Annotated in this window: 20 protein-coding genes; 5 read left to right on the forward strand and 15 right to left on the reverse strand. The window is 33.2% G+C overall.

Annotated features, from left to right (window positions below):
* Positions 1-17: 17 nt before the first annotated feature.
* Entirely contained in the window at positions 18-650 is a 633-nt protein-coding gene (locus J2Y38_RS11535) for a hypothetical protein (protein ID WP_309842535.1), read from the reverse strand.
* On the reverse strand, positions 647-1615 hold the full coding sequence (locus J2Y38_RS11540) for a hypothetical protein (protein WP_309842537.1): 969 nt from the start codon (positions 1613-1615) through the stop codon (positions 647-649). The genes J2Y38_RS11535 and J2Y38_RS11540 overlap by 4 nt, the downstream gene beginning before the upstream one ends.
* Positions 1616-1734: 119 nt before the next feature.
* On the opposite strand from J2Y38_RS11540, the gene J2Y38_RS11545 reads away from it, so the two are divergent.
* Positions 1735-2763, forward strand: a complete 1029-nt coding sequence (locus tag J2Y38_RS11545) for a hypothetical protein (protein ID WP_309842540.1) — start codon at positions 1735-1737, stop codon at positions 2761-2763.
* A 109-nt stretch (positions 2764-2872) separates the two neighbouring features.
* Here the strand turns inward: J2Y38_RS11545 and J2Y38_RS11550 are convergent, their stop codons facing one another.
* The 5 genes from J2Y38_RS11550 to J2Y38_RS11570 all read right to left on the reverse strand — a co-directional run bounded on the left by J2Y38_RS11550 (position 2873) and on the right by J2Y38_RS11570 (position 8070).
* Positions 2873-3712 (reverse strand): DUF4249 domain-containing protein, encoded by an 840-nt coding sequence (locus J2Y38_RS11550; protein WP_309842542.1) that lies wholly within the window; start codon positions 3710-3712, stop codon positions 2873-2875.
* 5 nt (positions 3713-3717) lie between these two features.
* Complete coding sequence (locus J2Y38_RS11555) at positions 3718-6330, reverse strand: carboxypeptidase-like regulatory domain-containing protein (RefSeq protein WP_309842544.1); 2613 nt, start codon at positions 6328-6330, stop codon at positions 3718-3720.
* Between the two features lie 102 nt (positions 6331-6432).
* Complete coding sequence (locus tag J2Y38_RS11560) at positions 6433-7281, reverse strand: FecR family protein (RefSeq protein ID WP_309842547.1); 849 nt, start codon at positions 7279-7281, stop codon at positions 6433-6435.
* A gap of 12 nt (positions 7282-7293) precedes the next feature.
* Positions 7294-7503: a hypothetical protein gene (locus tag J2Y38_RS11565; RefSeq protein WP_053470363.1), complete on the reverse strand. Its 210-nt coding sequence runs from the start codon at positions 7501-7503 to the stop codon at positions 7294-7296.
* A gap of 45 nt (positions 7504-7548) precedes the next feature.
* Positions 7549-8070, reverse strand: a complete 522-nt coding sequence (locus tag J2Y38_RS11570; protein ID WP_309842548.1) for a sigma-70 family RNA polymerase sigma factor — start codon at positions 8068-8070, stop codon at positions 7549-7551.
* 281 nt (positions 8071-8351) lie between these two features.
* On the opposite strand from J2Y38_RS11570, the gene J2Y38_RS11575 reads away from it, so the two are divergent.
* Positions 8352-10781 (forward strand): histidine kinase dimerization/phosphoacceptor domain -containing protein, encoded by a 2430-nt coding sequence (locus J2Y38_RS11575; RefSeq protein WP_309842551.1) that lies wholly within the window; start codon positions 8352-8354, stop codon positions 10779-10781.
* A 232-nt stretch (positions 10782-11013) separates the two neighbouring features.
* Here the strand turns inward: J2Y38_RS11575 and J2Y38_RS11580 are convergent, their stop codons facing one another.
* The 7 genes from J2Y38_RS11580 to J2Y38_RS11610 form a co-directional block, all read right to left on the reverse strand.
* Positions 11014-12120, reverse strand: a complete 1107-nt coding sequence (locus tag J2Y38_RS11580; RefSeq protein WP_309842553.1) for an alkene reductase — start codon at positions 12118-12120, stop codon at positions 11014-11016.
* Between the two features lie 76 nt (positions 12121-12196).
* Positions 12197-13570, reverse strand: coding sequence for an alginate export family protein (locus J2Y38_RS11585; protein ID WP_309842555.1), 1374 nt, complete (start codon positions 13568-13570; stop codon positions 12197-12199).
* A gap of 38 nt (positions 13571-13608) precedes the next feature.
* Positions 13609-14628: an MBL fold metallo-hydrolase gene (locus J2Y38_RS11590; protein ID WP_309842556.1), complete on the reverse strand. Its 1020-nt coding sequence runs from the start codon at positions 14626-14628 to the stop codon at positions 13609-13611.
* A 51-nt stretch (positions 14629-14679) separates the two neighbouring features.
* Positions 14680-15684 carry an alpha/beta hydrolase gene (locus J2Y38_RS11595; protein ID WP_309842558.1) on the reverse strand — a complete coding sequence of 335 codons (1005 nt, stop codon included), beginning with the start codon at positions 15682-15684 and terminating at the stop codon, positions 14680-14682.
* Between the two features lie 280 nt (positions 15685-15964).
* Positions 15965-16267 carry a putative quinol monooxygenase gene (locus J2Y38_RS11600; RefSeq protein ID WP_309842560.1) on the reverse strand — a complete coding sequence of 101 codons (303 nt, stop codon included), beginning with the start codon at positions 16265-16267 and terminating at the stop codon, positions 15965-15967.
* Between the two features lie 85 nt (positions 16268-16352).
* A complete protein-coding gene (locus J2Y38_RS11605; RefSeq protein ID WP_309842562.1) occupies positions 16353-17147 on the reverse strand; it encodes a type 1 glutamine amidotransferase domain-containing protein in 795 nt (264 codons plus the stop codon).
* A gap of 129 nt (positions 17148-17276) precedes the next feature.
* Complete coding sequence (locus J2Y38_RS11610; RefSeq protein ID WP_309842565.1) at positions 17277-17846, reverse strand: Crp/Fnr family transcriptional regulator; 570 nt, start codon at positions 17844-17846, stop codon at positions 17277-17279.
* A gap of 193 nt (positions 17847-18039) precedes the next feature.
* Here J2Y38_RS11610 and J2Y38_RS11615 point away from each other — a divergent pair, with 193 nt between their 5' ends.
* From J2Y38_RS11615 to J2Y38_RS11625, 3 genes are all read left to right on the forward strand, one after another.
* Complete coding sequence (locus tag J2Y38_RS11615) at positions 18040-18396, forward strand: hypothetical protein (RefSeq protein WP_309842566.1); 357 nt, start codon at positions 18040-18042, stop codon at positions 18394-18396.
* 170 nt (positions 18397-18566) lie between these two features.
* A complete protein-coding gene (locus tag J2Y38_RS11620; protein ID WP_309842567.1) occupies positions 18567-19118 on the forward strand; it encodes a hypothetical protein in 552 nt (183 codons plus the stop codon).
* Positions 19119-19121: 3 nt separating this feature from the next.
* Positions 19122-20030 carry a phytanoyl-CoA dioxygenase family protein gene (locus J2Y38_RS11625; RefSeq protein ID WP_309842569.1) on the forward strand — a complete coding sequence of 303 codons (909 nt, stop codon included), beginning with the start codon at positions 19122-19124 and terminating at the stop codon, positions 20028-20030.
* Between the two features lie 4 nt (positions 20031-20034).
* Here the strand turns inward: J2Y38_RS11625 and J2Y38_RS11630 are convergent, their stop codons facing one another.
* Positions 20035-20673, reverse strand: a complete 639-nt coding sequence (locus J2Y38_RS11630; protein ID WP_309842571.1) for an NAD(P)H-binding protein — start codon at positions 20671-20673, stop codon at positions 20035-20037.
* Between the last annotated feature and the right edge of the window lie 119 nt (positions 20674-20792).

The raw sequence follows: 20792 nt of genomic DNA on the forward strand, positions 1-20792 counted from the left end.
TTTAATTCTCTAAGTAATTATTTTACCTTTTTAAATGTTTTATCCTCCAAACCTAAATCTGACTTGAGTATTAATTTCTTAGGATTTTTAATTTCAAAAATTAACTCTCTGAAAATATCAATTTCTGTTATCTCCCATTTTTTATTACCTTTTTCCAAAGCTTCTTTGGTTGATTTAATTGTCGGCGGAACAGGATTTTCTAAAATATCCGAAGCTGCTGCCCGAATATTTACTTGCAATGAATTCTCTCCAGCAGGTTCAATTTGTACATTTGCAACAAAAAAACCAGGTTCATAGCCTTCCCTCGCTTGATCAAATAAATCTGTATTACCGTAAAATAATCCGACTAGTGTTTTCTCTGCAACTTCTCCTTTTTCATTTTTCTCTTCCCAAGCATATCCTTCAAAATCAGCTATGCTTTTGATATCTGCTGTTTTCAAAACTAAAAGAAGGTTTTCCTCTGGATTATCCGGATCTTTAAATTCATACTCTCCAACGAAATCACTTAATTGATCATTACTGGCAGATTGAACTTTATCTTCAACTCCTTTTGGAGTTATTTCTTTTGTTTCTTTTATTTCTTTCTTTGCCTCTTTACAGGCACATAATGAAAGAATCAGAAAGCAAATCATTATTCTAACTTTTATCATTCTTTATCCATTTTTATCCATTCATTAATAGTTCCCTCGCCGCCAATTCCTTTTATAAAAAAATCATCATCTTCTCTTTTTATTAAATAAGTAGGATCTAATTTTAAACAGCGATCGTCTTCTCTATCATAATACAATTCTAAAATAGTACCATTCTGTATTCCTTTATATTCGCCTTCACAAACAAAATCCCCCATAAAAGATTCATACTTTAAATCAATTTTATTTTTTGTAATCGTAAAATAATAAGTAGTATGACCAGTTCCTTCCGAAGTATATTCTCCGTCGGCTTCAGCAGTAAATTTACCTTGAAATTCTTCTGCAATTGGTTTAATGTCTTTTAATTTATGAGGTAATAGTAATTCTGTGAAAAGCTCTATTCCTTCTTTTTGAATATCACTGGTAAAAAGCCTTTTCAAAAAAATCCATTTATTATTTTCATAAACATAAAAATAAGTATAGGCATCTTTTTTTGATTGAAGAAATCCGTCTTTACTGCGGGTTAATGCTTCTTTAGGCGAAAATTCAACAACAAAGTAATAATCGTTTAAGCTCCTTTTTATAATATCATTTGCCTGTTTTTTCATTAGTTTTGGGTCTTCTTCAGCCGGATTTTCAGGTCTAAAGTGAGCAAAAAAACCATCTGAATTATCAGTATCCCAATAATAACGGATTAACCTTGACTTTCCGACATAGTTGACATTAAACTGTCCTAAATTTTCATCATAAAAATGATAGGCAGGATAAGGTGGTGAAATACCTGGAAAGTCTAAACCATCAATTTTATATTTTTCATCCAAAAAATCGACAGGAGCTGTTGTATAATCTTTATATACCGTTTCTGTAGTTTCATCTTCACTAATTTGATGAGTTTTTACCGCTGTTTTATTGAGAGTTTCTTTTTCCTTTTTACACGAAATCACAGCAATTGAAACAAGAAACAGGCAGAGTATTTTTTTTATCACGTTTTGTTTTTCAGTAAATCTAACAAATTTTATTTATCAATGAAAAGACATTTCATAGGATATTTTTTAATTCTGAAATAATTTTTATCTTGCCAATAACCTAAAACCTGATAACTAAATTGAGCACCATTAAAACCAAACTAGCCATAATTCTTTTATCTTCTATTATGCTGCATTCTTGCAAGAAAGAAGAAAAAATTTCGAATCAAAAAGTACACGAGGAAAACACATTACCAAAGATTAAAGAAGATAACGACGAAACAGTAAGAACGGTAACTTTATTTTCTTTTAACAATGAGGATAATACTGAAGTAATTAAAATATCTGGCAGCGATGCTGGCGACGAGGATGATTTTTATCTTGGCGGTGCAAAAAATATAATAATAGCTTCAAAGTATAAAAAAAATCTTGAGTTGCTTAAAAGTGACACTTTGGTAATAAGTGACTATAATCATATCGTAATCGACCCAAAACATACTTTAAGAAAAAAAAATCAAGGTGTAGATTATTTTCTATTTTCGATAAAAGAATCTCCTTTAGGCAACGGTGATCCTGGAATATACCTAAGTTTTATTATGCTAAATATAAATAATCTAAAGTTTTATACTTTAAAATATGATGGTGAATATAGTTTGAGATCCGGTGAATTTGTTGATGGTGAATTTACAAAAGATAAAACTCTGGAAGCTAATACTGCAATCTACAACGAATTATATCAATTTGGTGCTAAAAGTAAATGGATTTATAAACCAACTGAGGAAGAAAAAGACATCAATTATTATAAGAATTTTGAACAAAAATGGGATGAAGACAATTATCCTGAAGGAAAAGAAAGTTCTTACCCAACTATTGTAAAAAGTACTTATTATAGCGAAAATTTATTTGAATTTAATGGAGAATACGATAAAGATCGAGTAATTGAAAATGACGATTTTAAGATTGTTTCTTATTTTCGAAACAACATTATAGGTTATGATAAAAACAAAAAATTATATTTTCCAATTACTGTAGAATCTTGTCATGTAGGATGTGATAAGGAAATAAAATTTATATCTGAAAATGAGATTGAAATTTCACACGAAACGGATTCAGAACGACCTGATATTATTAATTTAAGTAAAATTGAATTCACAAACGAAGAGCTTTAATAGTATTTCAAATACTGCTTATTGATTGAAATAGTACCATAAAAAAACATCTGACACTAAATTACTTTAATGCCAGATGTTCGCGTACAAATCAACCTAATTAAAATCTTTATTTTACCAAATAGGAAACTTTATCGGCTTCGCAAAGCCTGAAATAACCAAAGGCATAATTATTAGCATCGGTAGTGTTTACAATGTTTCCGCGGATATTTCCGGGAGGAATTGAAAACGGACTTCCGCCATATATTTCTAAAAGTAAGTTCATATAGTTATAAAAGTTTTTTGAAATACCGCGATGTGTAATATCAACTGTATTTCCTGCTTTCATATCTTCATGATTGAACCTATTACTTACTTCATTTCCGTTAAAGAAATCATCATCTGTAAGATCATATTCCGGATAAATCAGGAATTCACTTTTATAATCTGAAAGGTAATAGTTCACCTGATCAGCAGGATCTTTATAATAAAAAGTCAGTTCTATAACATCCTCTCCTCCAAAATCAGGAACAATTGCCTGCTCTACTCTTTCAATAGGTGTTACAGAAGTCAGCTTTTCTGTAGCGGTAAGACTCTGGCCTTCTGCTTGCACATAAAGCGTATAATCTGCATTTAGAACAGGAACAAAATTAGTACAGACATAAATACCCGGTTCTGTTTCATTAAAAGTAAAAACAGTTCCGGTACTGTTTTCAACTCTTACCTGCGCTCCCGAAACTTTTGGCGTTGTGTTATTATAATACGGGGCTGTTTTACTGATTTTTATAGTTTGTTCGTTACCAGTTGTTCCTTTAAACCATAGAATTTCAGCATCGACTACTATTCTTGTCTGTCCAGTTTCTAAATCAAGATTGACTACATCTTCACAAGATGATAAAAACAGCACACAAAATAAGCTGAATAAAACTAGTACTTTACTTTTAAAATTATATTTATTAATCCTTTGCATACTCATTAAAATTTAAAATTATAAGAAATTCCAGGTACTACTCCAAAAATTGAAAGTCTTCTGGTTTCATTCGCTCCCGTGTCTTCATTTGTTGCAAACGTCATAGAAGCTGCATTTTTTCTGTTGTAAACATTATAAAGGCTGAATACCCAATAGCTCTGCCATCCTTTCTTTTTATCCGGTTTTGGCGTGTATGTTGCTGCTAAATCTAAATGGTGAAAAAGCGGCAGTCTGTTTTCATTTCGAAGTGAAAAGTTTGGAATGTTGATTCCGCCAAATTCATAATAACTATTTGCATACGTTACCGGCTGGCCCGATTGTAAGGTGAAATTAGCATTAAATGACCATTTAGGGTTATACTCATAACTTCCTACAATGTTCAAATTATGCAGTTTATCATATCCTGATAAATACCAGTCACCATTTGCAATTCCCGGTTCATCAGGAGTTCTTCCCGGTGTTTTTTGTTCTGCTCTTGATAAAGTGTATGAAACCCATCCTGTAAAATTTCCGGTATTTTTTCTAAAAGATAATTCCATACCATACGATCTGGCTTTACCATTTAAGATAACCTGTTCGATATTGTTATTGGCCAATATATCGGCACCATCAATGTAATCAATACGGTTTTGTATCTTTTTATAAAATAATTCTCCTTCAAAAGAATAATCGCCGTCTTTAAAATTCCTGAAATATCCGGCCGCATATTGATCCAGCAACTGCGGTTTTGTAAACGGTCCGCTTGGCGTCCAGACACTTGTAGGCAATGGCGATTGTGTATTAGATAAAATATGAATGTACTGCGCCATTCTGTTGTAACTTGCTTTTACAGAAGCATCATCACTAAAAGCATACGATAATGCCACACGAGGTTCAAGATTATCAAAACTGCTTATTTTATCTCCTTTTCCATAAGATATACTTCCGGTTGGAGTACCTTCTTCATAAATATGATATAACGGATTAAATACTACTGCTTTTCCATCTTGATACGTGTTAATCGTTTCATTACCTAAACGATAAAACAAACTATAACGAAGTCCGTAACGAAGGTTTAATTTTGGCGTGATTTGATTCTCAAAATCAATATAAGCTGATGTTTCTAACGAATATTTCTTATCCAGCTGTTTGTAATTAAAATCCGAATCTAAACTTGTAGGCTGTACTGTTCCGGGGTTGAAATTATAATACTGACCGTCGATTCCGTAGTTTAATTTAAACTTATCTGTTACAATATGGTTCCAGCCATACTTCAATCCGTATGTTCGAATATTATTGTTCCAGTCAAAACTTTCCTGCTGTAAACCAAGGTTAAATTTATAATCACTGTAAAAAACAGCTAAATTAGTATTCAGGTTATTTGAAAATTTATGTTTCCAGCTTAAAATTCCCATTGTGTTTCCGTAAGTACTAGAAAAACGGTCATTTATGTCAAAAACATCATTTCCAAGATATCCAGAAAAAGCAAGTGAATTATTAGCGCCCAATCTATAATTGAACTTAGCATTAATATCATAAAACATAGCCGAATTATTATTATCAGCCAGTTTTAAAAATAAATGTGCATAAGAGGCACGACCTGCAATAAGAAACGAACCAACATCCTTTTTTATTGGCCCTTGCACTAAAAGACGGCTTGAGATTAAACCAATTCCTCCGTTAACTTTGTAATTTTCAAAATCTCCGGTTTGCTGTGTTACATCCAAAACAGAAGATACGCGTCCGCCAAATTTAGACGGAATTCCACCTTTATATAAATCTAATCCGTTTACAACATCAGCATTAAAAATAGAGAAAAATCCAAACATGTGGGAGTCACCATAAACAGGCGCTCCATCCAGCAGAATTAAATTTTGATCTGCTGCACCTCCACGAACGTTAAAACCAGAAGAAGCTTCTCCTGCGTTTGTTACTCCCGGCAATGTTAATAGTGATTTTAAAGGATCAGGCTCACCCATTGCAACAGGAATTCGCTTGATTTCTGCCATCGAAAGTTTGCTCACACTCATTTGAGTATTTCTCACATCAACAGCTTTACTATTGGTTACAATTACCTGCTCTAGCTGCTGACTGTCAGATTCCATGTTGAATTTTATTCTTTCATCGCCATCAACTGCAATCTGTCTTTCTTTGTTTTTTAAACCCACATAACTTACGACCAGATTGTAAATACCTCTGTCCACATCTATGCTAAAGTTTCCATTAATATCTGTTGTAACACCGGTAGAAAGTTCTATGATGAAAACATTCGCTCCTATTACGGGTTCCTTGTTTTCATCAAGAACCTGTCCTGTCAGTTTATTTTTTTTTTTAGCCGTTTTTACAGCTTTTTGTTTTACAAAAATATTACTGCCTACAATCGAAAATTGAATCGATGTGTTTTTATTTAATTCATTAATAAGCTGTTTGATATCGATATTAGTATACACGCTTTTTTGCGTAAAATATCTTTGGCTGGTATTAATTTGATCTGTAAAGGCAAATTTAAAATCAGATTGATTTTCAATTTGTTTAAAGAATTCCTTTAATGTTACCGTTTGATCTACAGTTACCGTGACGTTTTGAGAAAAAACTCCCCAACTGAATAAAAAAAAGCACGCTGAAATTATATGCTTCATGAAATTTTGTATTTTTGAATATTATTAAATGGAATAGTTTTATACTATCCTGACTATAGGAAGGATGTTTTTAGTTTCGCGGCTAGTGCATCCTTTTCTTTTCTATTGAAAAGTAACTTGTTTTAATTTTTCATTTACTTCATAGTTTAGGTTATACATTTCTGATATTAATTGGATAATCGTATTTAAATCTTCTTTTTTATTGATGCGTATCGTGATTCGCTGGTTCTCGTATTCCTGCGGCATAATTACTTTATAACCGTAATTTGTTTCGATATAAGTGCTTACATCTGTTAGCTTTTGATTATCAAAATCTATAAATCGGTTGAATTCTGTAACCGATGTAGTTTGGTTTCCGTATGTAAATTTTTCGCCCGGTTTTAAAATCCATTTTTCATTGCGGTCTTTTACATTCATTTGAACACTTCCTTCATAAAGTTCAACCGTTACTCCTTTTTGAGTATATCCTTTTACTGTAAAAGAAGTTCCTAAAACTGTAGTGGTTGTTTCGTTGCAAAATACCTGAAACGGATGTTTTTTATCTTTTGTTACTTTAAAATAAACTTCTCCGGAAACTTCAAGTTTTCTATTTGATGCAAAATTACTGGCATACGAAATTTTAGAATTCGGGCTCAATTCTACTCTTGAACTATCTGGTAAAACAGCCGTTTTTATTATCGAAGTTGTATTTTCAATTACATTTTCGGTAAGTTGAATATTATTCCTTACAGGATCACTTCCGTTAAAATAAAGTCCGGTTCCTATAAGAACAAAAATCAAAACAGCCGCCGCTGCCGCAAAATAACGCCAAGAGTTATTTTTTTTCTTTTTTGGAGAAAATGCCTTTGCCTGGAATTGTTCCCAAGACATCTCTTTTTCATTATCAGAATGTGAAACAGGGATTTCGTCCCATATTTTTTTCAATTCCTCTTCTATTTTCTTTTCGTCCATGTCTTTAGTGCGTTAAAGTTTTTGACAATAAAATCCTTGTTTATTAAAAACACCATACACCATTTCTTTAATCTCTCTGTTCGTTTCGATTTTTAGAATATGATTACTATCATCTACCACAAAATCCATCGAACAATCAGAAATGATAAACCTAAGAAGCACTACAATAAAGCTTGCATCTTCCTTGGTTTTAACATCAGTTTTATAAGATTCAATATGCATTTTTGTTTCTGTTTATTAGTATAACAAACGAGAACAAAAAAGTTCCTAATCGTTTTCGATTTTTTTTCGAATAAATTTACTGGCGAGGTAAATATGATTGGCAATTGTTTTTTCAGAAAGGTCTGTCATTGCCGCAATCTCCTTATAGCTAAGGTTTTCCAGTTTGTGTAAAGTAAATATTTTTTGCTGCTGCTCCGGAAGTAAATTTATAAAAGCATACAGTTTTTCTTTTCTTTCTTCAAAAATCACATCATCATAATCTTCATTTTCGATTTCAAAATTTGAAGTATCGAGCTGAATTATTTTATTTTCCCTGTTAACGTGATTGATGATAATGTTTTTGCAGATAACAAAGAGCTGTTTATCGAATAAAACATCTTCGTTAAGTAATTCTCTTTTATTATAAAGTCTTAAAAAAGTTTCCTGAACAAAATCCTGCGGAGTAAGAACTGTAAAATTAAATCGTCTGGCAATACCAATAAGTTTATCGTAGTAATTTAGGTAAGCTTCTTTAAAAGAAGCTTCATTACCATTTTTTAAACTTAATATAAACTTTTTATTGTCCATAACGTAAATATGATCCTTAGTCTTAACTCAATGTTCAAAATAATATTGTACACCAATTTTTTCAGCAAAGACTGTATTCCTTATTTTATTACTGCAAAGAACAGAAATTTATTCTAAAATTATTTAACAGAAAAAATATAGTTTTAAACAAGAGGTTATGAAAATCAATATTAACTGTTAAATTATGATAGCAGATACAAGCCGGAGAACTCTAAAGACTTGATTTATATCCCTATATTTGTTCATTAACGATCAATTAAGTCGTTATTTATTAAATACTTATGAAACAAATTTATGCTTTTATTCTGCTTTTTATTTCGTTTCATAGTATTTCTCAAACAACATCTTCTACTGCAGATTATGATTTAAAGAAAAAACGATTACTGATCCAGTTTGGTTCAATGTTTTTATATGCTAAAAATCAGGGAAAAATTGATGAAGACAGTTCGGTTGTATTAACCTGTAAAGCTTACAAATTACCTGTTTATTTAAGTTATAATGAAGGTTATGACAGTAATGCAAGTTTAATAGGCAATGAACTTATCGAAAAAGGAAATATCAGCGCCTATAAAAAGCTTTTATCCAAATCAAAAAATGATACTCAAATTAAAATGCTTTTGCAGCTGGGCTCTTTCTATCTTTTTAAAACCGGAACAAAAGCAAATGACCTTCAAAATGCTTTTACTTCTATAAATGAAGCTTTAACAGAAAGTAATAAGCTGAAAGATAAAAAACTACAGCAGCAGAGTTTATTATTGCTTGGAAAATATTATGCACAGGCATCTCGTTTTGCAGAAAGTAAAAATTGTTTCATCAAAGTTATAAAGGAATGCCGAAAGCAAAATGATTTAAAATCACTTGCAGATGCTTTAGCAAGCGAGGCGCTATGTCTTTCAAATTCAGATCCTGAAAAAGAAATCATTTTAAATGAAGCTATAAAACTTTATACGCAGTTAAATCTGCCAGAAAAGAAAATAGAAAACCATATGAGGCTGATAACCGTTCATTACGGGAAAGGAAATGTAAAACTTGCCTTAAAAGAATTTTATCAAAGTTTATACGATCAGAGAAAAATAGGTTTTAAGCATACTCATTTTACCGAAGCTACTATTTCATATATAGAACTCTTTCTTTACAATACAAAAAGTGCCTTGCATTATGCTTTAAAAAGTATAAAAACAATGGAAACTATTCAGGATTATAACTTTGCAGACATTTTTTACCTGCGTTTTGGAAACGTGTATTTGACACTTGGACATTATGAAGAAGCCCTCGATATTTACAAAAAAAGTGTCGAAATGGGACATCAAAATATGAACAGCGGAGGCTTTTACAGAAGTTACGTTAGTCTGGTTTTGGCCATGTCATCTAAAGGAAAAAATCAGGAAGCCATTAATTATTTGAATTCCATGACGGCAGATTATCCGCCTGTTGATCTTTTTGATAAAATGATTGTGAATAGTACGAAAGCAAATTGTTATGCGCAGATAAATAATTTTGTTTTAGCAGAAAAATACTTTAAGGAAATGGACCGTTATGCCAGTCAATTGTCTGGTCCCGAAACATTAATGGATGTTTTAAATGCTTATTCTTCAATGGCTTCTTTTTATGCCCGCAGACATCAAACTGAAAAAGCAAAGTTATATACAGATAAAATTTTAGCATTGTCAAAGAAATATAAAAGAAATTATAATTCTGAAAATCTCGAAATCTCGCTGTCTATAATCGATTCTGCGCAAGGAAATTATCAATCTGCTTTAAACCATTATAAAAATTATAAAAAGATAAATGATTCTGTCGTTAATTTTTCAAAAAACAAACAAATAGAAGAACTTATAATTCAGTATCAAACCAAAAATAAAGAACACGAAATAAAGCTTTTAGGTAAACAATCCATATTACAAAAAAGTGAGCTGAAAAAATCAAAACTCTTAAATACATTATCTATTTGGAGTCTTATTTTGCTTTTAATTATTATTGGTTTACTATTTAACAGATACCGACTGAAACAGCGAAATAATGTTAAACTTGAATTGAAAGAAAAAGAAATAAACCAAAAAAATAAAAACCTGCGGCATTTGCTTGATGAAAAAGAATGGCTTTTAAAAGAAATACATCATCGGGTAAAAAACAATCTGCAAACCGTTATTAGCCTGCTCAATTCACAATCGGCTTATTTAGATAATGAAATGGCATTGTCGGCAATAAAAAACAGCCAGCACAGAATTCATTCAATGTCTTTAATCCATCAAAAATTATATAATTCTGAAAATATTTCGACAATTAATATGCCGAAATACATTAAAGAATTAGCTGAATATTTAAAGGAATCTTTCAATTTGGGACAAAGAATTCGGTTTGAAATAAAAGCAGAACCATTAGAGTTAGATGTGGCACAGGCCGTTCCGCTTGGGCTTATTTTAAATGAAGCTATTACAAATTCGATAAAATATGCGTTTCCAAATTATGCTGTGGGAATGATTTATGTTTCGGTAGAAAAAACAACCGGAAATTATTATCTGCTGACTATCGCTGATAACGGAATTGGTTTTGATGCTGCAATTTCTTCAAAAAGAAAAAACTCATTTGGAATGAGTTTGATAAAAGGTTTAAGTGATGATCTGGATGCTAAACTTTTAATTGAAAATCAAAATGGAACTACTATAAAAATTGAATTTTTGTCTGAATTTTTAATTGATAAAAAGTTATAGCTTTTTAAATTTAAATCCAGAAATGTCAGACTGAGCGAAGTCGAAGTTCTTTTACGTAAACCCAGCCTTCGACTTCGCTCAGGATGACAATTATTTTCATAATTTACTTTCAGGCTGAGCGAAGTCGAAGCCCCGCCCTGCTAAAACCTAAAACCCGACAGGTTTTATCCCGAGGCTTCGGGACTGTTGGGTTTATTTGAAATTAATAATTTATTGATTTAGTGATAAATATTTACCTCATAAAAGGATAATCTGTATAACCTCTTGCTGTGCCGCCGCCAAATAAAGTATGAGTGTCTGAAATTTCATTTAATCTGAAGTTTTCTTTTACTTTAGCAGGATAATCGGGATTGGTTAAAAATTTTCTGCCAAAACCCACTAAATCCACCAAATTTTCCTGAAGCAATTTCTCCGCTTCATCTGGAGTTTTATTTCCAGTCGCAATAATGGTCTTTTTAAATGTGTCTCTGAGCTCTCTTCTAAAATCAAGCGGAATTTGAGGTGCATCATCCCAGTCGGCCTCGCAAAGGTGAATATAAGCAACGTCGAGTTTGTTTAATTCAGCCGCCGCAATCATTATGGTTTGCAGAATTTCAGGATCGTTCATATCCTTAAAACTGATAAAGGGAGATAATCGTATTCCTGTTTTTTCTTTACCGATGACATTTGCTACTTCTTTTGAAATTTCAATCAGTAACCGAATTCTGTTTTCTTTTGTTCCGCCATATTCATCAGTTCTTTTATTGCTGTTGCTTCGCAAAAACTGATCGATCAAATAACCATTTGCACCGTGAATTTCAACTCCGTCAAAACCGGCTTCAATTGCATTTTTAGCTCCTTGTACAAATTCTTGAATTACAGTATCGATATCGGTTTTAGTCATTTCTCTGGGCTCTTCTACCGGAACAAAAGTTGCATCTCCGTTCACAGCGCCATCAAATACATAAACACTGGTGTTTTGAGCTATTAATGCCGAAGGCGCAATAGGCTGTAATCCGTTAACTTTTGAACTGCTGACTCTTCCCACATGCCATAACTGAAGAAATATTTTACTTCCGTTTTGATGTACCGCATCTGTTATTAATTTCCAGCCTTCAATTTGCTGTTTGCTGTAAATACCGGGCGTGTTCGCATAGCCTTTTCCCTGCAATGAAACCTGAGTGGCTTCTGTAATTATGATACCTGCCGTACTTCGCTGAGCATAATATTCGGCCATTAAAGCATTTGGAATGTCGCCTGGCTGTGAAGCTCTTGAACGCGTCATGGGAGCCATTAAAAAACGATTTTCTAATTGATTTCCGCTTAATTCGTACGGTTCAAATAATTTATGATAATTCATAGCTTTTCATGATTTATAAACCGAATTGAAATTGGCATTTTCAATCCGGTTCATTTTAATTACAATTTTTTAAAATCTAAAAATTAAGCTGCATCGTAATTCCGGCGAAAAAAATATCTTTTCCCGTTCCCGAAGCTTTTATATAATCTCCCGCATTAAACCATGTGGATTCAAAACGAAAATAAAGATACGAATTTGGCTGCCAGATTACCTCAGTTTCAAGCTGGTTTCCAATTTTCTTGCTTGATGTTGTATCTCCCGGATAGATCAAAAAAGTATTTGGTCCATAAATTCCGTCATTGCTGCTGTATCTCCAAAACATATCATAATCGATAACCCAGTCAATATTTTTACTCAGTTGTAAACTTATTCCGGGATGAAAATCCAGAAGATTTGACGGGCCAATTATAGAGGCTAAACCAAAATATCCTCCACGTGGAAACAACGGATTAAAAGTCTGCAATTGATTATCTCCCATTTGTTTATCACCGCTTATGGCTTCGGCTTTAAAGCTCAGTTCAGGACGAAATTTTATTTCATTAAAACGATATCCCAAATTGATCGAAGCTGTCCACGCGCTGATATCTTTTGAAGCAAAATCACCAAACTGATACAAAGCCTCTCCGTCGTAACGCCAGTTTTCGGTTTTTCCCCATATTCGGGTTCCTACAGAATGCCGTTCTTCTTTTCCTGCCCCGTCATTAAATGTGGCTTTTGTTCTTTCATATCCAAAATAATAAACATCGATATTTTTGATAAGCGGAACTTTATTAATTACAAAATAACTGCCCCAAAACTGTCTTTCGGGAGTAGAATTATCATCAAAAATTCCGTCATGCGCCACAACAAAATGACTGTAGAAAAAATCAGCCGAAACATTGTTTTTTGAAGTTATCACTTTTACGGCATCAAAAGACTGGCGGTTATTTGGTCCGTCTCTCATAGCAACCAAACGCTGTGATCCGTACGTGAGTTCCTGCCTTCCTGTCCTTAAAATAAGCTTATGATTTTTTTCATTTATGAAATTAAAATCGGCGAAAGCCTGATGCACTTCCAACGGATTTTGATCAACCGGACTCGGATCAATTCTGCTGTCGGCTAAACTGCTTTGTGTCTGTACAAAAGCCCTGAAAAATTTTCCAGTATGAAAATCTGCATGGAACAAATAGCGTGATAAAACATAACCGTCACTGTCTTGCGGGCCGTCGCCCCAATTTTCATTTTCGGCATAAAAATATTGGTATCGTATACTTCCGCCAAAACTAATATAAGATTCTTTAGATGCCGAAAGCGGTAAAAACTTCATTGTTTTATACCAATTATCAGTTGTGGTATCGTTTTTTAGGAAACTATAATTTTCATCATACCGAAGCGATTTAAAATCAGGATACTGCTGTCCAAAACAGGACAATGAAATGAACAAAATCAGTATTAAAATTGTATTTTTCATTGTCCTTATTTTAAAACATTTACAAGTTGTAAACAGCATTATTTTGGGCTGTTTTGTTTGATATCCTTATACGCATTCGGAATATTGAAATTAAAATGAAGCCAGTTAAAAAGTTCATAACCTTTGTCAAACTCTTTCATTTTAACAGCGGTTTTGGTTTCTTCTAAAGTCAGCCCTTTTTTTACCGCATTTTCAACGTTTGTTTTTAATGCTTCAACATAATCAATCGTATATTTTATTCCGGCTTTATTGGTAATTCGGCCGTGTCCGGGAACTACAATATCTTTATCGCCAATCATATTATAAATCTTGTTCAGGTTATTTACAGGTTCCAGAAAATAACCGTCAAACAACCACGGAATTGTCGGACTTTCGGCAATAAACGGATTTCCTGCCCAAAGCACATTTCCCGTCGGTGATTTTAAATACACAAAAAGATCTGCCGGAGACTGCGCCGTTCCCACGTTTATAATTTCCACAACGTTTCCTTTTCCCATATCAATCTTTAGGTTTTGATTGATAGCGATTGTAATATCTGCCGGACGATAAACGCTTTCTTCAATTCCTCTGCCTTTACCAAAAAGCATAATCATAAACTGTTTGATATTCTCGTAATTTTTAGAAAGGTTTTCTTTGCAGAATTCGTTCTGAATGATAATAGTTTCCTTCGGAAGTAAATAATTCCCAAAACAATGATCACCATGATCGCTCGTGTTTACAGCATAAACAATAGGTTTATCGGTTACAGATCTGATTAGTTTATACAATTGATCGTACAATCTTTTACTCAGCAAAGTTTCAATTACCAATACTCCTTTTTCGCCCACAATAAAACCTGCAGATGTTGCTTGTGCAATACCTTTTGTCGTTTCGGCTTCAACCGTTTCCGGCGCGACTGAATAGACATTTTCTGCAATTTTATGAAGTTTTAAAGTTACCGTATTTGCATCCCAAATAGGAACATGATCCGGCATAGGAAATTGTGCGTAAGCCGCTGCATTACTTAGAATAAGCAATACGATGATTGTAAATCTTAAAATGATTTTTTTAGTTTTCATTAGATATGGTTTATAGAAAATAGCTTAGATTCTTCAATTATTAAGTTGAAGTTATTTTGCAGTAAAAAAGGCTAAAAGATCTTTTTGAACCTGCGCTGTATTTTCCTGAACCAGCCAATGTCCTGAACCTGCAATTTTAGATTCGGTTACGTTTTCTGCAACCAGTTTAGAATGGTCTTTAAGGAACGCTGCTGCAAAATATTCGCCGCCCATTGCCAGTAAAGGCATTTTTAGTTTTGTTTTGGCAAAAACCAAATTGTCTTTTCCGTCCTGAGGAAAATTCCCAAACCATTTAAAACTTGATTTTGCACCATCTTTTACAGCATATGCCCTAACAAATTCTGCTGTTTCTTCTGGCGTAAAAGGATCTTTTACGTGTCCAACCATTGGCCAGAAATTAGTCAAAAACTCTTTTTCTTTTCCTTTAACAATATCTCCCGAAGCTGGCCATGCAAAAAATCCAAACCACCATGCAGAAGCTGAAACCTGTGACCAAACTGGCTCAATTCCCGGAAGCAAAGCGTCCATTAATGCCAGTTTTTTAACTTCAGAACCGTATTGTGCCGCATAAGCATACGCTACCATAAGTCCAATATCGTGACCTGCCAGATTGATATTATTATAACCTAGTTTTTTTACTAACTCATGAATATCAGTTGCCATTGTTTTTTTGTCGTAACCGCCTTCTGGTTTATCAGACTCGCCTACTCCTCTTAAATCTGGTGCGATTACCGTAAAATGTTTCGAAAGTTCTGGTAAAAGACGGTTCCACATATACCAGTTTTGTCCAAAACCGTGAACAAGTACAAGCGGTTCCCCTTTTCCGCCTATAACGTAGTGAATGTTGACACCATTTACTAAAGCAGTTTGGTGTTTAAAATTAGCCGGTGGATTGGCGGGTTTTACCGTAGCGGTATCTTCTGCAACTGTAGTTTCTTCGGCTGCTTTTGCCGGTTCTTCTTTTTTATTACAAGAGGTTAGAGAAAATAAACTGATGATTAAAAGGCCTATAAATACTTTTAAAGACCCAAAATTTTGGTTAAAAATTGGTTTCATAATTTTTTTAAAATTAATTGTTGGTAATTTTTTTAGATTTTCGATTATTCGAATACCAACAAGGAAACCAAAATGATGCCTTTATATGAAACACTTTATTATAAAGACTTTACCTGTTTTTCTAAATATCGTTATTAACTATATATCGCTATCATATGTAAAAGTGGCGATATAACACTAATTTAGATTTTTGAATTTAGATTTCAGATTTAGCTTTGCTTTAAATTAACAAGCATAAAAAAACCGCATTCTAGCGGTTTTAATTTTTAAAATATTCTGTTTATTGTATTGGCGAAGTCAAAATAATATTTCTTTCGTCTAAAAGCGGGACAATCTGCCCAAGAACTAAATCCTGAAAATGGGCTGTATTTCGGTGTTCTGTTACAGCTTCTTCGCTGGTATATCCTTCAAACAATACAATTGTGTTTACATCTGTAATGCTTTGGTGAATGTTGTAAAACAAGTTTCCGCTTTCCTGAATACTTTTTTCCTGAACTGTTTTTAATAGCTGTAAAACGTTTTCTATTTGACCTTCTTTAACTTTCCATGTTGCGAAAACATGAATTGGATTTTGATTTTTCATTTTGTTTTCTTTTGATGAGATAATTGATTTTTAAAATCATATTGACCTCTTTCTAATTTTGGAAGAGGTCAATAGAATCAGCTTATTATTTTTTAGGAGCTTCTAAAATAACAATCATTTTTTCGGCTACTCCTTTTGCAGATGCAGGGTTTTGACCTGTAACCAAATTTCCATCAGCAATACTGTGCGCTGACCAAACTGCGGCAGCGTGAAATTTTGCGCCTTGTTTTGTCAATGCCGATTCTAATAAAAATGGTACATCGGCAATAGCGTACCCTTTTTCTTCTTCATCTGTAAATGAGGTAATGTTTTTACCGTTTACCAAATACGATCCGTCGCTTAGTTTTACGTTTAATAAAGATACAGGACCGTGACAGACAGCGCCAACAACTCCATTGCGTTCGTAAGTTTCTTTGATCACTTTTTTAAGAAGCGCGTTTTCAGGCATATCAACCATTGGTGCTAATCCGCCGGGAACAAAAACGGCATCGTAAGTACTTACATCAACATTAGATAACTTTACTGCTTTTTGCATGGTTTCCCATCCTTTTCCAGTTAAAAAAGCAAGGTTGTCTGGGTCGCCTGCTAAATTAAGAGCGTCTAAATACGGAGTATCTCCGGTTAAGCTTGCAAAATCAATTTGATAATTAGCTCTGTCAAATTCAGCATAAGGATGTGCTACTTCAGGAAGAAAACTTCCTGTTCTTCTGTTGTTTGGACCAATTGTATTTGCATTTGATACAATAATTAAAATTCTCTTTTTCATTTTCGTTTCATTTTTGTGGTTTGTTTTTTCTTCCGATACTTTGTTTTCTTTTTTAGGTTGTGCACTAGCTGCAAAAAAGGAAAGTGCCATTGTCAAAATCATAATTTTTTTCATCTGTATTATTTTTTAATTGGTTATGAATTATTTACAAGACAAATTTATATCGGTATGCCTCCTGAATGCGAGGAGACAAGTCACAAAAAAAGTGTGACGAAAATCACACTTTGAGAGGTTTTAATGATGCTATTTATTGCTGGAGTAAAGCCTGCTAAGGGTTTCACGGCTTACACCTAAATATTCTGCAATATATTTTTTGGGAATCTTCTGCATTAAATTAGGATAGAGATTGGCAAATTCTTTATATCGCTGCTCCGGTTTATTAGAAAGTAAGGAGATTATTCGCTGCTGAAGCGCAATATATCCTTTGGTTAATTTAACCCTAAAAAAGTGTTCCATTTTATGCAGTGCAATCGAGAGTTTTTCTCTTCCTTCGAGCGTTAAACACAAAACTTCTCCCGCTTCCATACATACAACATACATATTAGCGGGCTTTTGGTTGAAATAGGAAATATAATCAGACATCCACCAGTTTTCTGTCGCAAACTGTACAATATGTTCTTTTCCGTCATCATCAAGATAAAAAACCCTGAAAATACCGCTTACAATAATGTATTCGTACTTTGCTTCGTCGCCCTGACTAATCAAATATTGATTTTTTAAAACCTTTCGTATAGTGAAAAATGGTTTGATCGATTCAAATTCTTCATCCGTTACGGGAATAATTTCTTCAATATGTTTTCGCAGTTTTTCCATAATTCAGTTTTACCAAATCAAAGATAAAAGATTTATTGCTTTTGATTATTGCTTATTCATAAACCTTCAATGATAATTAAGTAATTGTTTGCCGAAATAGTATAAGAAAACATGCCATCTATCTGAGTACTTTTGAAATAGCGTGAAATTTAAATCAAGATTTCGCTGCTGACTTAATTTAAAAAACATTCATATGACGGCAGATAATAATAGATATTACGATCAGGACGATAGTAATTTCACAAACGACAATCAAAGTTATGTAGATCAATATCAACAAGAACACATTGGAGATGAAAATGATTTTGAACAGGCTTATTCTTTAAACGAAGACCAGAATTATCTGGATAATGAATTTTCGAATGCGCTTGAAAGAGATGACGATGAAGATTTAGAAAAGGATTTTGACGAAAGTGAATTAGAAGAAGATGATTTGGATGAAGAAGAAGATTTAGATGAAGATGATCTGGACGACGATTTGGTAGAAGATTATGATGAAAATGATCGTGAGCCACAAACTTTTGCCGACGATGCGTATAAAATTGATTAATCTGAATCTCAAAAAAATTTAAAAGTGCTTTATCAAAAGATTAAGCACTTTTTTTTTAACCTGCAACGAACACAAAAACAGGTATTTATACCTAAGAAAAAGAAAAAATAATTAATTAAATTTGAGATAATAATTACGTATAAGCAGTTTTAACTAAATATCGGCACCATATGAAAACAAGCCCAAATCAATCTGTAAAACACTTAAATAGTAATGATTTCGCTTATTCTGCAAAAATCTCAACTCCCAACGGAGAAAAAGATATCCAGTCCTTTCAAATAGGAGATTCAATTTTAGCTTTTTCTGCGAAATTAGAATCAGGTACCGTTAAACTGACAGCTTCTCAGGCAAAAGTTTCGTTTAGCAATGGTATCGAATGTGGAAAACAAACCCGCATGATTTATCTGGATTTAATGGACTCTCAAGGTTCATCAAAAAATATTACCTGCAGCGCAGACCAGCTTTTTTTACTCAGCAACGGAAAATACGCTCCGGCTTCGCAATTGCAGCCGGGACAAGAACTTGTCAATAAAGAAGGTAATCCCATTCATATAGAATCGGTTAAAGCAGGTTCATTTCGCGGCGGTATTCATAGTATTTCAACAAATGCAGCAGTTGGTGACATTCCTAATGGTCATTTATTTGTAGCAAATGATATTATAATGGGAGATTTTTCACTTCAATTGTATTTTGATTATCTTCCTGACGATTTGAAACAATAAAATATGCCCTGGAATATTCTCGAAAATTTATGGAACCGCACTATAAATACTTCCACTGTTATAACGGATGCACAATGGGATCTTGAAATTAAAACCTTGTTCCAATTAGGTATCAGCATGGAAGATACGGTTCAGTTTCTATATTTTGAAAAACCTGATTTTGAAACTTTTAAAATCTGGATTAACCATCAACAGAAAAACGAAAATACTGTCGCTGATACTATAAACAATGTACTTTCAGAACAAGATCTTGAGTTCTGGAATAAAAATGGTTATGTAATTGTAAAAAATGCCGTTTCGCAAAAAGACTGCGATGATACCGTTAACGCCATTTGGGATTATTTAGAAATGGATCCCGATAAAAGTGAAACCTGGTACAAAAGACATAAAGATCAAAAAGGTTTAATGCTTAATTTTTCTGATCATGAAACCTTAAATAAAAACCGTTTTTCTCCAAGAATAAAAAAGGCTTACGAACAGCTTTATAATTCAACCAAAATTTACAAAACGATTGACAAAGTCAGTTTTAACCCGCCTGAAACTAACGATTTTACTTTTTTAGGAAGTCCGCTGCATTGGGATATTAGTTTAAAACAGCCCATTACTTTTGGGTTTCAGGGACTACTCTATCTTACGGATTGCGGAATTGATGACGGTGCTTTTCATTGTGTTCCGGGATTTCATAACAAAATAAATAACTGGCTCGATAATCTTGAACCAAATGAAAATCCAAGAAATAAAGCCATCGAAACCTTGAAACCAAAGCCTATAACGGGCAATGCAGGCGATTTTATAATTTGGAAGAATACTTTACCGCATTGCGCATCACCAAACAAAGGCTTAAGCCCTAGAATGGTGCAATATCTTACCTATCTTCCAGATGATTATGATGCATCCGGAGAATGGATTTAAGGCATTAAAATTCAAAAATTTCTTTAAGTTCGATTATTTTCTTTCCTGTCGGAAGAATTTTTGGAGCCTTAACTAATTTCTGCGCCAAAAGCTGTGTTTCAATTGGTTTCAATTTGGTAAGAATCCCGATGGAATTCAGAAAATTGAAAAGTTTAACCGAAATTTTTTCGCCTAATCGGTCTGTATCTTCACGTACCAAAGGTCCAGGTCTAAAAATAATGTATTGCCCAAAATTAATATCTGCGATATAATCTTCCAGCTTTCCTTTCATTTTAGAATAAAAAACACTGCTTGTGGCAGAAGCTCCGTAAGAAGAAACGAGTACAAAAGATTTTACATCATTTTGTTTCGCTGCAACGGCAAATGCAGCCGGAATATCAAAATCTATCTTCCATTGTTTTTCTTTTGATCCCGCAGCTTTTAAAGTTGTTCCGAGGCAGGAAAACAAAACATCTCCGTTTATTTGATCTTTAAAAGATTCAATATCATCAAAATTGACAATATGTTCTGTTAATTTAGAATGTTCTTTTCCCGAAGGTTTTCTAACAAAAGTTACGACAGAAGTATAATCGTTATCCTTCAGCAGCTCGTCTACCAAATATTTTCCGGTTGAGCCCGTAGCCCCAATTACCAATGCTTTCATAAATTCAATTTTAATTGACTGGTTATAGCAGTTAAAGATACTTAAAACCAATGAATTTGAAATGACGTTTTAAACAAAGTAAATTGGCGTTTTAAACAAAATCGAAAGTTTTGCTTCTC

This window comes from Flavobacterium sp. 2755, assembly GCF_031455715.1.
Taxonomy (GTDB): Bacteria; Bacteroidota; Bacteroidia; order Flavobacteriales; family Flavobacteriaceae; genus Flavobacterium.

Excerpts from the sequence above, each read along its gene's own strand:
- J2Y38_RS11585 (WP_309842555.1), bottom strand. The coding sequence starts at position 13,570 with ATGAAAAATACAATTTTAATACTGATTTTGTTCATTTCATTGTCCTGT.
- J2Y38_RS11580 (WP_309842553.1), bottom strand. The coding sequence starts at position 12,120 with ATGAATTATCATAAATTATTTGAACCGTACGAATTAAGCGGAAATCAA.
- J2Y38_RS11575 (WP_309842551.1), top strand. The coding sequence starts at position 8,352 with ATGAAACAAATTTATGCTTTTATTCTGCTTTTTATTTCGTTTCATAGT.
- J2Y38_RS11550 (WP_309842542.1), bottom strand. The coding sequence starts at position 3,712 with ATGCAAAGGATTAATAAATATAATTTTAAAAGTAAAGTACTAGTTTTA.
- J2Y38_RS11555 (WP_309842544.1), bottom strand. The coding sequence starts at position 6,330 with ATGAAGCATATAATTTCAGCGTGCTTTTTTTTATTCAGTTGGGGAGTT.
- J2Y38_RS11630 (WP_309842571.1), bottom strand. The coding sequence starts at position 20,673 with ATGAAAGCATTGGTAATTGGGGCTACGGGCTCAACCGGAAAATATTTG.
- J2Y38_RS11615 (WP_309842566.1), top strand. The coding sequence starts at position 18,040 with ATGACGGCAGATAATAATAGATATTACGATCAGGACGATAGTAATTTC.
- J2Y38_RS11565 (WP_053470363.1), bottom strand. The coding sequence starts at position 7,503 with ATGCATATTGAATCTTATAAAACTGATGTTAAAACCAAGGAAGATGCA.
- J2Y38_RS11625 (WP_309842569.1), top strand. The coding sequence starts at position 19,122 with ATGCCCTGGAATATTCTCGAAAATTTATGGAACCGCACTATAAATACT.
- J2Y38_RS11620 (WP_309842567.1), top strand. The coding sequence starts at position 18,567 with ATGAAAACAAGCCCAAATCAATCTGTAAAACACTTAAATAGTAATGAT.
- J2Y38_RS11595 (WP_309842558.1), bottom strand. The coding sequence starts at position 15,684 with ATGAAACCAATTTTTAACCAAAATTTTGGGTCTTTAAAAGTATTTATA.
- J2Y38_RS11610 (WP_309842565.1), bottom strand. The coding sequence starts at position 17,846 with ATGGAAAAACTGCGAAAACATATTGAAGAAATTATTCCCGTAACGGAT.
- J2Y38_RS11605 (WP_309842562.1), bottom strand. The coding sequence starts at position 17,147 with ATGAAAAAAATTATGATTTTGACAATGGCACTTTCCTTTTTTGCAGCT.
- J2Y38_RS11535 (WP_309842535.1), bottom strand. The coding sequence starts at position 650 with ATGATAAAAGTTAGAATAATGATTTGCTTTCTGATTCTTTCATTATGT.
- J2Y38_RS11560 (WP_309842547.1), bottom strand. The coding sequence starts at position 7,281 with ATGGACGAAAAGAAAATAGAAGAGGAATTGAAAAAAATATGGGACGAA.
- J2Y38_RS11590 (WP_309842556.1), bottom strand. The coding sequence starts at position 14,628 with ATGAAAACTAAAAAAATCATTTTAAGATTTACAATCATCGTATTGCTT.
- J2Y38_RS11570 (WP_309842548.1), bottom strand. The coding sequence starts at position 8,070 with ATGGACAATAAAAAGTTTATATTAAGTTTAAAAAATGGTAATGAAGCT.
- J2Y38_RS11600 (WP_309842560.1), bottom strand. The coding sequence starts at position 16,267 with ATGAAAAATCAAAATCCAATTCATGTTTTCGCAACATGGAAAGTTAAA.